Below are 8,673 nucleotides of genomic sequence, written 5' to 3'. Positions count from 1 at the left end.
TTATAGAGCACCGCTATGCCGACCGGCTGGAAAACGCGCGTGTGCTCGACCTCTTCGCCGGCACGGGCGCTCTTGGACTGGAGGCCCTGTCACGCGGGGCCGATTTTGCGCTCTTCATCGAGGAGGCCGCCGCCGCCCGCGCCCTGATCCGCACCAATGTCGAAAATCTCGGCCTACAGGGGCGTTCCAGGATCTTCCGTCGGGATGCGACGCGAATCGGCGCGGCTGGAACCATCCAACCATTCGACATCGTTCTGGCCGATCCACCCTACGGCAATGGCTATGGCGAAAAAGCGCTGGCCGCGGCACTGGCCGGCGGCTGGCTCGTGTCCGGTGCCCTCGTCATGGTCGAGGAGGCCGTGGGCTCGCCGTTTCAACCGCCGGAAGGCTTTCATCTCATCGAACGGCGTGAATACGGCACCTCCTGCGCGAGCTTTGTCGAATACGCCTGAGTTTCGTCACTTTTGCGCCGATAGCTTTGCGTTGTCATGAGCTCGTGCCATTGTGTGCGGGCGCACCACAAACCGTACAGGGCTTGTCCATGAGAAATTCCATCGCGAATGTCGCACGAAACGCGGCATTCGCTTTCATCGTTGCCGTTGCGGCGCCGTCCATTGCCACCGCGCAGGAAGCCCAGGACGATACCGCCGTGTCCAGTTTCACGTTGGAGAACGGCCTTGAGGTCGTCGTCATTCCGGATCATCGTGCGCCCGTCGCCACGCATATGTTGTGGTACAAGGTGGGCAGCGCCGACGAGGAGCCTGGAAAGTCGGGCATCGCCCATTTCTTCGAACATCTGATGTTCAAGGACACGAGCACCTATCCCTCGGGCGAGTTCTCGGCGGCGATCGCCGCTGTCGGCGGCAGCGAGAACGCCTTCACGTCATATGACTACACTGCCTACTACCAGCAGATCGCACCATCCGAGCTGCCGGACATGATGCGTTTCGAGGCGGATCGTATGCGCAATCTGGTGCTGTCGGAAGAAAACATCGAGACCGAGCGCCAGGTGGTGCTCGAGGAGCGACGCCAGCGCACCGACAACGTGCCGTCTTCCATCCTCTCGGAGGAGTTGAATGCCACGCTCTACCAGAACCATCCTTACGGCATTCCCATCATCGGCTGGCAACGGGAGATCGAGGGTCTCACACATGACGATCTCAAGAGCTTCTACGACCGGTTCTATACGCCCAACAATGCGGTGCTGGTGGTTGCGGGCGATGTGAACGCCGGCGTTGTGCGCGATATGGCCGAGGAAACCTACGGCAAGATCCCGCGCGGTCCCGACCTGCCGCCGCGTGCCCGGCCGATGGAGCCCGACCAGAAGACCGCGCGCGAAGTGATTTTCCGCGATCCGCGCGTCACCGTGCCCAATCTGTCGATCAACTGGTTTGTGCCTTCGGCGCGCAGGGCCGAGAAGGGTGAGTTCGAAGCGATCGCCATTCTTTCCGAGGTGCTGGGTGAGGGGTTGCGCAGCCGTCTCTATCAGGAACTGGTCGTGAAGCAGGGCATCGCCTCAAGCGCCGGCAGCTACCTGCAGGGCGCGGCCTACGACTATTCCGCTCTCGTCGTTTATGGCGCGCCGCGCGGCGAGGCCGATCTCGAGGCGGTCGAAGAGGCGCTCGTCGCCGAGATCGAAAAGATCAAGAGCGAAGGCATCACACCGGAAGAGCTGGAGACGGCGCGCACAAAAATCCTGCGCGACCAGATTTTCATGCGCGACAGTCAGGTGCGCAGCGCGAACCTGTTCGGCGCCGTTCTGGCAACGGGTGGCAAGGTCGAGGACATCACCGGTCTGCAGGAGCGGCTGGATGCCGTCACTGTCGAGACCGTGCAGGCCGCCGCCGAGCGTTATCTCGACATGAATCACACCGTGAAGGGATACCTCCTTCCCGAGGAGGGAGAGCGCTCGTGAAACAGATGCTGAATTTCAAACCGGGTTTTTACATGCGCAGCTACCTGAACGCCGGGGCGTTCCTGGCCCTGATCTTTGTCCTGATCCTCGTTGTCGTGCCGGCGAAGGCGGCGGTCGAAATACAGGATGTGACCTCGGAAAAAGGCATAAAGGCGTGGCTGGTCGAAGACCATTCGCTGCCGATCGTCACTTTCCAGTTCTCCTTCAAGAGCGGCTCCGCGCAGGACCCGGAGGGCAAGGAAGGCATAGCCAATCTCATGACTGGTCTCTTCGACGAAGGCGCGGGCGATCTCGATTCCGACGCCTTTCAGACGAAAATGGAAGAGCTCGGCGCGGAGATGTCGTTCCGCACCAATTCCGACGAGATCTCCGGCCAGGTGCGGATGCTCGCTGAAAACAGCGACGAGGTTCTCGAACTGGTGCGGCTCGCCGTTACCGCCCCGCGCTTCGACACCGGTCCGGTCGAGCGCATCCGTGGCCAGATCGCTGTCGGCATTCGATCCGATGAACGCGATCCGCGTAAGCAGGGCTATCTCAAGCTCTCCGAAGCGCTTTACGGCGATCACCCCTACGCCCACCCCGACGAGGGAACGCTGGAAAGCCTCGCCGCCATCTCGCCTGAAGACCTGAAAGCGTTTCACGCCCGTGTCTTCGCCCGTTCCAACCTCACAATCGGTGTCGTCGGCGACATCGACGCGGAGCGTCTGGCAAGCGTTCTCGACGAGGTTTTCGGCGAATTGCCGGCCGAGGCCGGACTCGAGCCCGTTGAGAGCATCGAGCCGAACCTCGGCCAGGAACTGCGCGTCGATTACCCCCTGCCGCAAGCCACGCTGCAACTCGTCTATCCCGGTGTGGAGCGGGACGATCCGGCATTCTTCTCGGCCTATCTGCTCAACCAGATTCTCGGTGGCGGCGTGTTCTCCTCGCGTCTGTTCGAGGAGGTGCGCGAAAAGCGCGGCCTCGCTTATGGCGCATCGTCCTATCTTCACAGCCGCGATCACGCGCAGACGCTCGCGATCCAGACCGCAACCCGCGCCGAACAGGCCGGTGAAACGCTGTCCGTGATCCAAGACGTGATTGCCGGCCTGCGCGACGAGGGACCGACCCAGAAGGAACTCGACACGGCCAAGACCTATGTCATCGGCTCCTATGCGATCAACAATCTGGATTCGTCCACCGCCATTGCCCGCACGCTGGTCGGGCTGCAGCAGGACGATCTGGGCATCGATTACATCGAACGCCGCGCCGATCTCATCAACGCGGTCACGCTGGACGATGTGAAGGATGCGGCCAAGCGTCTCCTGTCGCAAAAGCCGGCGCTCCTGGTGATCGGCCCCGCCGAGCAGGCGCAGAACGGGGGCTAGTCGATGGAAACGGCGCTGGCGGACGGCAGGACGGACGGCAAAGGCGCTGCCGGCGGGCCGAGCTTCGCGCTTGCGCTCGGCGGGGGCGGCGCGCGCGGCCTGTCGCATATCCACATCATCGAGACCTTCAACGAACTGGGCATTGCGCCGACCGTCATCGCCGGTTCCTCCATCGGTGCCCTGATGGGCGCCGGTTTCGCCGCCGGCATCAGCGGCAGGGATATCCATGCCCATGCCCGCGCCATTCTTGGCAGCCGCACCGAAGTCGCCAGCCGCTTGTGGAAAGCGCGGCCCGGCAATTTCGCCGAAATGATGGAAGGCGGATTCCGCTTCGGCCAGTTCAATGCCGAACGCATCATCAGCGCTTTCCTGCCGCCGGGTGTGCCGCAGACCTTCGAGGAGTTGAAGATTCCGCTGCGCGTCACCGCCACCGACTATTTCGGCCATGAGCTTGCGGTGCTCGATCGCGGTCCGCTCGCGGAGGCGCTTGCCGCTTCCGCCGCCATTCCGGCGGTGTTTCGCCCGGTCGAACGCAATGGCCGCACGCTGATCGACGGCGGCATCTACAACCCGGTGCCGTTCGATCTGGTCGAAGGCGAGGCCGATATACTGATTGCGGTCGATGTGGTGGGCGCACCGGCCGATGCCGGCGGCAAGCCGCCGACCTCCATCGAACTCATGTTCGGTGCAAGTCAGCTTATGATGCAGTCGATCATCGCCATGAAGCTCGAACACGGTCGCCCGGACATTCTCATTCGCCCGGCCGTTTCGCGATTTCGCGTGCTCGATTTCATGAAAATCGATGCAATTCTTGCCGAAACGCAGGAGATTCGCGACGAATTGAAGCGCGCCATCGAGGCCGCGGTCGCCGACTTCGAGAAGGCCCGCGTGTAAGGCTTGTCAGCCCACAGGCTCCTCGTCCTGATCAATCCGCTGGCTTTCGCGTTTCGGCTTGATCAGCGGCTCCGGGGTCACCGGGCGCACGCGCATCTTGTCGTTGCCGGCATAAATGCCCTCGACAGACTGGATGGCCAGGCGTTCCTCGTCGCGCCGCCGCACGTCCTCGACGATCTCGCTGGCGATTTCCTCGCTGGTCCCAAGCGCCTCCAGCGTTTTGCCACCGAAAAGAAGCGCCGATTCCACGGTCTCGCGCAGCTCATATTCCACATCGCGGTTTCGCAGGGAAAGCGTATGGGCGCGGTCGTAGGAGCGCACGTAAAGCCGCACATGCGGGAATTCGTCCCGGATCAGATTGACGATCTGATCGGTGGCGAGCGCGCCATTGGTGCAAACGGCGACGATCTTGGTGTTGCGGATGCCGGCGGCTTCAAGCACTTCCTTGCGCCGCCCGTCGCCGAAATAGATGCGGAAACCGAAACGTCCGGCCGCCCGGACGCGATCGGCCGAGTGGTCGATGATCGTTACCTCCGTTCCTCCCGAAAGCAGAACCTGCGAAACCATCTGCCCGAAACGGGAAAAGCCGATCATCATCACATCGGCGCCGGCCCCCTCGAAATCCTCGTCCAGTTCCTCCGCCGGTTCTGTCCGTATCAGCATTTCGCCAAGTCGGACGGAGAGCGGGGTCAGGGCCATGGAAACGGTGACGATGGCGATTAGAAGCGATGCGGTCGACTGCTCGAAAATGAAGGCCGAGGCAGCGGCAGTGAACAACACGAAGCCGAACTCGCCGCCCTGCGGCAGGAGCGCCGCGACACGCACCGCACCGTTGTGCTCGCACCCGAAGATGCGGCTGATCCCGTAAAGGATGATCGCTTTCACCAACATCAGGATGGGCACGGCTATCAGGATCGAAAGCCAGTTTTCCAGAACGATCCGCAGATCGAGCGAGAGGCCGATGGCCATGAAGAAAAGACCGAGAAGAATGCCGCGGAAGGGTTCGATATCGGCTTCAAGTTCGTGTCTGAAAGAGGATTCGGCCAGCAGCACACCGGCGATGAATGCGCCGAGGGCCATCGAGAGCCCGGCCACCTGCATCACCGTTGCGGAGCCGAGCACCACCAGAAGCGCGGCCGCGATCATCACCTCCTTCGCGCCCGTATTGGCGATCACGCGAAACAGCGGATTGAGCAGATAGCGGCCGGCGACGACAAGGGCCAGCACGCTTGCGAGTGCCAGGAGAAATCGCTCGAGGCTGATGGCATCGGCGCCCTCGCCACCGGGAGAAAGCAGCGGCACCAGTGCCAGAAGGGGAGCGATGGCGAGGTCCTGAAACAGAAGGATCGAAAAGGAGGTCTGCCCGTATCGGCTGTTGAGCGCGCCCTGCGATTCCAGTGTTTGCACCGAGAAGGCGGTGGAGGAGAGCGCAAGACCGAAGCCGACGACGAAGGCTGCGCCATAGGAAAAATCCGTGAGCAGAAGCGTGATTGCGGCAAGGGCCACACCGGTGACCAGAACCTGCAACAGTCCCATGCCGAATATGCTGCGCCGCATAGACCAGAGGCGCGCCGGTTTGAGCTCCAGCCCGATGATGAACAGAAGCAGGACCACACCGAGCTCCGCCACGTGCAGCAACTCTTCTCCGTCGGAGATGAGAAGAAGAACGGGGCCGATGGCGACTCCGGCGGCCAGATAGCCGAGAATTGTGCCGAGCCCGATGCGAGCGAAAAGAGGCGCGGCAATGACGGCGCCGCCCAGTAGCAGCAGCGGTTCGTAATAGAGCGGTGCAGCGGCTTCGACGGCCATCGGATCTCCGGTTTGCGTGGGGAATCTCAGCTTACCATTGCACATATGACCCGCGAATCATAAATGGAACAAACAGATATTCCCCATGCGCGATGATTATCCAGCCAGGATTGCCCAGGACCGCAATGACAGACAAATCGGAAAAACAGCAACTGACCGACCGGGTCGTTGCCCTTGTGGAGGCTGCGAAGAAGGCTGGCGCGGATGCGTCCGATGCGGTCGTGGTGCGGGGGTATTCCAAGAGCGTGTCGGTGCGACTTGGAAAAGTGGAGAACACCGAGGCGTCCGAAAGCGACGACATGTCGTTGCGCGTGTTCGTGGGCAAGCGGGTCGCCAGCGTCTCTGCACCCGCCAATGCCGATCCGATGCCACTTGCCGAGCGTGCCGTCTCCATGGCGAAAGCATCGCCGGAAGATCCCTATCAGGGGCTTGCCGAGCGGGGGCGGCTGGCGCGCTCGATCGCCGATCTCGAACTTTACGATGCAACGGAAGTTTCGGCCGACCGGTTGAAGGAGGATGCGCTTGCCGCCGAGGCCGCCGCGCTCGATGTTTCCGGCGTCACGAATTCGTCCGGTAGCGGAGCGAGCGCTGGGTCCGGTGGCCTGGTGCTGGCGACCTCCGAAGGCTTTATCGGCCAGTACGAGGCGACGCGGTTTTCCCGCTCGGTGAGCGTTCTGGCCGGTGAAGGCACTGGCATGGAGCGCGACTATGATTACTCCTCGCGCCTTCATTTCCTCGACCTCGACGCGCCTGAAGAGATCGGCCGCAGCGCTGGCGAGCGGGCCGTCAAACGGCTCAATGCCCGGAAGGTCGCCACCGGCCGTTACCCCGTCGTCTACGATCCGCGTGTGGCGCGCGGCATCGCCGGCCATCTCGCATCTGCGATCAATGGTGCCTCGGTCGCGCGCAAATCGAGCTTTTTGCGCGACATGATGGGCAAGACCGTTGCAGCGCCGGGCATCACCGTGACGGACGATCCCCAGCGCCGGCGCGGTTCTTCCTCCCGCCCCTTCGACGGGGAGGGTGTGGCAGGCGAAAAACTGGTCATGATCGATGGAGGCATTCTCAATCATTGGTTTCTGTCGACCTCCGTCGCGCGTCAGCTTGGCCTTTCGGGTACCAATGGGCGCGGTGTGCGCGGCTCCTCCTCGGTCAATCCGGCGTCCACCAATCTGGCGCTGGAGCCGGGCACCGAAACGCCCGAGGCGTTCATCGCGGGCATAAAGGCGGGCTTTTACGTGACGGAAGTTTTCGGTCAGGGGGTGAACCTGGTGACAGGTGAATACAGCCGGGGCGCCGCGGGGTTCTGGATCGAGAATGGCGAGATCAGCTATCCGGTCTCGGAAGTGACCATTGCCTCGAACCTGAAGGACATGTTCCTGAACATGACGCCGGCCAGCGACATCGACCGCAATTTCGGCACGGCTGCGCCAACGCTTCTCGTGGAAGGCATGACGCTTGCCGGAAAATAAACTTCAGAAAGAAGCGCTTGAAGCCGATCTCGCATTAATCGCGGAGGCGGCGCATGAAGCCGGAGCCATTGCGCTCAGATATTTCCGCCGCGATCCCGAGGTCTGGTGGAAGGGCGGCGTTTCGCCGGTCAGCGAGGCGGATTTGGCCGTCGACAGTTTCTTGCGCGAGCAGCTTCTGGCAGCACGTCCCGATTACGGCTGGCTCTCGGAAGAGACGGCGGCGGCCGATCAGGAATTGGGTCGTGAGCGGGTATTCATCGTCGACCCCATCGACGGAACGCGTGCGTTCATCGGTGGGCGACCGACCTGGTGCGTCAGCGTGGCTGTCGTGGATCGGGGCGAAAGCGCCGTGGGCGTGCTGGAATGTCCGGAGCTTTCCGAAACCTATCGCGCATCTGCCGGCGGTGGAGCGTTTTGCAACAGGGAGCGTTTGACGGTGAAACCTGCGGGCGATGCGCTCGTGATCGCTGGTCCCAAAGCCATGGTTTCCATGTTGCCGAGCGATGTTTCGCGGAGAACGAAGGCTTACGGTTACATTCCCTCGCTTGCCTATCGCGTCGCAATGGTGGCCAGCGGGGCGCTCGATGCCACATTCGTGAAGCCAAACGCCCATGACTGGGACCTGGCGGCGGCGGACGTGATCCTTCGCGAAGCGGGGGGCGCGATCCGCGATGTAAACGGCAACGCGCCGCTTTATGCGGGCGCCGATCCGAAGAAAGGCGCGCTGGCCGCGGGCAGCGGCATGCTCCTGCAAACCATGACCGCCACGCTTTCGGATAACCGTTGATGCGGTCCGCGACTTCCAGAAGCCGGGGATGCCGGCTCTAAACGGTTTCAAAATCGCGGGAATTCCTCTACACGGGCGTTTAGCGATTTGCTTATTGCCACATTCGTCTGCAAATGGGCTTGAACATGTCCGAGAAAAACGAGAACTCTCAGCTTTTGCATCTGGTCTTCGGCGGAGAACTGACGTCGCTGACCGGTGTGACCTTCCGCGATCTCGACGACGTCGATATCGTCGGTATTTATCCTGACTACAAATCGGCCGAAAAAGCATGGCGCGCGAAAGCGCAGGAGACCGTTGACAACGCGCATATGCGCTATTTCATCGTTCACCTTTATCGCCTGCTGGATCCTGCGTCCGACGCGAGCAAGGGATAGCAAGGATCCGCATATGGAAAACAAGGCGACTGCGCCTTCCCCTGCCATGAACGCGAAC

The 8,673-nt window shown here is 62.0% G+C and carries 8 protein-coding genes; 7 read left to right on the top strand and 1 reads right to left on the bottom strand.

Annotated elements, in window-relative coordinates; translation table 11 throughout:
- From QZ638_RS20370 to QZ638_RS20355, 4 genes are all read left to right on the top strand, one after another.
- Window positions 1-452, top strand: a 452-nt coding sequence (locus tag QZ638_RS20370) for an RsmD family RNA methyltransferase (RefSeq protein ID WP_295813763.1), incomplete at its 5' end; no start/stop codon positions are given.
- Between the two features lie 89 nt (window positions 453-541).
- Window positions 542-1,915, top strand: coding sequence for a pitrilysin family protein (locus QZ638_RS20365; protein WP_295813761.1), 1,374 nt, complete (start codon window positions 542-544; stop codon window positions 1,913-1,915).
- 5 nt (window positions 1,916-1,920) lie between these two features.
- Complete coding sequence (locus QZ638_RS20360; protein WP_295813765.1) at window positions 1,921-3,279, top strand: pitrilysin family protein; 1,359 nt, start codon at window positions 1,921-1,923, stop codon at window positions 3,277-3,279.
- 3 nt (window positions 3,280-3,282) lie between these two features.
- Entirely contained in the window at window positions 3,283-4,173 is an 891-nt protein-coding gene (locus QZ638_RS20355; RefSeq protein ID WP_295813758.1) for a patatin-like phospholipase family protein, read from the top strand.
- Between the two features lie 6 nt (window positions 4,174-4,179).
- Here the strand turns inward: QZ638_RS20355 and QZ638_RS20350 are convergent, their stop codons facing one another.
- A complete protein-coding gene (locus QZ638_RS20350) occupies window positions 4,180-5,982 on the bottom strand; it encodes a monovalent cation:proton antiporter-2 (CPA2) family protein (RefSeq protein ID WP_295813756.1) in 1,803 nt (600 codons plus the stop codon).
- Window positions 5,983-6,107: 125 nt separating this feature from the next.
- Between QZ638_RS20350 and QZ638_RS20345 the strand changes: the two genes are divergently transcribed.
- From QZ638_RS20345 to QZ638_RS20335, 3 genes are all read left to right on the top strand, one after another.
- Window positions 6,108-7,454 carry a TldD/PmbA family protein gene (locus tag QZ638_RS20345; RefSeq protein ID WP_295813754.1) on the top strand — a complete coding sequence of 449 codons (1,347 nt, stop codon included), beginning with the start codon at window positions 6,108-6,110 and terminating at the stop codon, window positions 7,452-7,454.
- Window positions 7,441-8,241, top strand: coding sequence for a 3'(2'),5'-bisphosphate nucleotidase CysQ (locus tag QZ638_RS20340; RefSeq protein ID WP_295813751.1), 801 nt, complete (start codon window positions 7,441-7,443; stop codon window positions 8,239-8,241). Before QZ638_RS20345 ends, QZ638_RS20340 begins: the two co-directional genes overlap by 14 nt.
- A gap of 125 nt (window positions 8,242-8,366) precedes the next feature.
- Window positions 8,367-8,615 (top strand): DUF4170 domain-containing protein, encoded by a 249-nt coding sequence (locus QZ638_RS20335; protein WP_295813749.1) that lies wholly within the window; start codon window positions 8,367-8,369, stop codon window positions 8,613-8,615.
- The last annotated feature ends 58 nt before the right edge of the window (window positions 8,616-8,673 follow it).

Origin of the sequence: uncultured Nitratireductor sp., from assembly GCF_913053745.1 — a bacterium.
In the GTDB taxonomy this organism is placed as follows: Bacteria; Pseudomonadota; Alphaproteobacteria; order Rhizobiales; family Rhizobiaceae; genus Nitratireductor.
Note: the sequence above shows the minus strand (reverse complement) of the source record. Positions and strands in the feature narration are given on the sequence as shown.

What these genes read in the sequence shown, in the direction of transcription:
- QZ638_RS20350 (WP_295813756.1), bottom strand. Translation starts at nt 5,982, where the DNA reads ATGGCCGTCGAAGCCGCTGCACCGCTCTATTACGAACCGCTGCTGCTA.
- QZ638_RS20345 (WP_295813754.1), top strand. Translation starts at nt 6,108, where the DNA reads ATGACAGACAAATCGGAAAAACAGCAACTGACCGACCGGGTCGTTGCC.
- QZ638_RS20335 (WP_295813749.1), top strand. Translation starts at nt 8,367, where the DNA reads ATGTCCGAGAAAAACGAGAACTCTCAGCTTTTGCATCTGGTCTTCGGC.
- QZ638_RS20355 (WP_295813758.1), top strand. Translation starts at nt 3,283, where the DNA reads ATGGAAACGGCGCTGGCGGACGGCAGGACGGACGGCAAAGGCGCTGCC.
- QZ638_RS20360 (WP_295813765.1), top strand. Translation starts at nt 1,921, where the DNA reads ATGCTGAATTTCAAACCGGGTTTTTACATGCGCAGCTACCTGAACGCC.
- QZ638_RS20365 (WP_295813761.1), top strand. Translation starts at nt 542, where the DNA reads ATGAGAAATTCCATCGCGAATGTCGCACGAAACGCGGCATTCGCTTTC.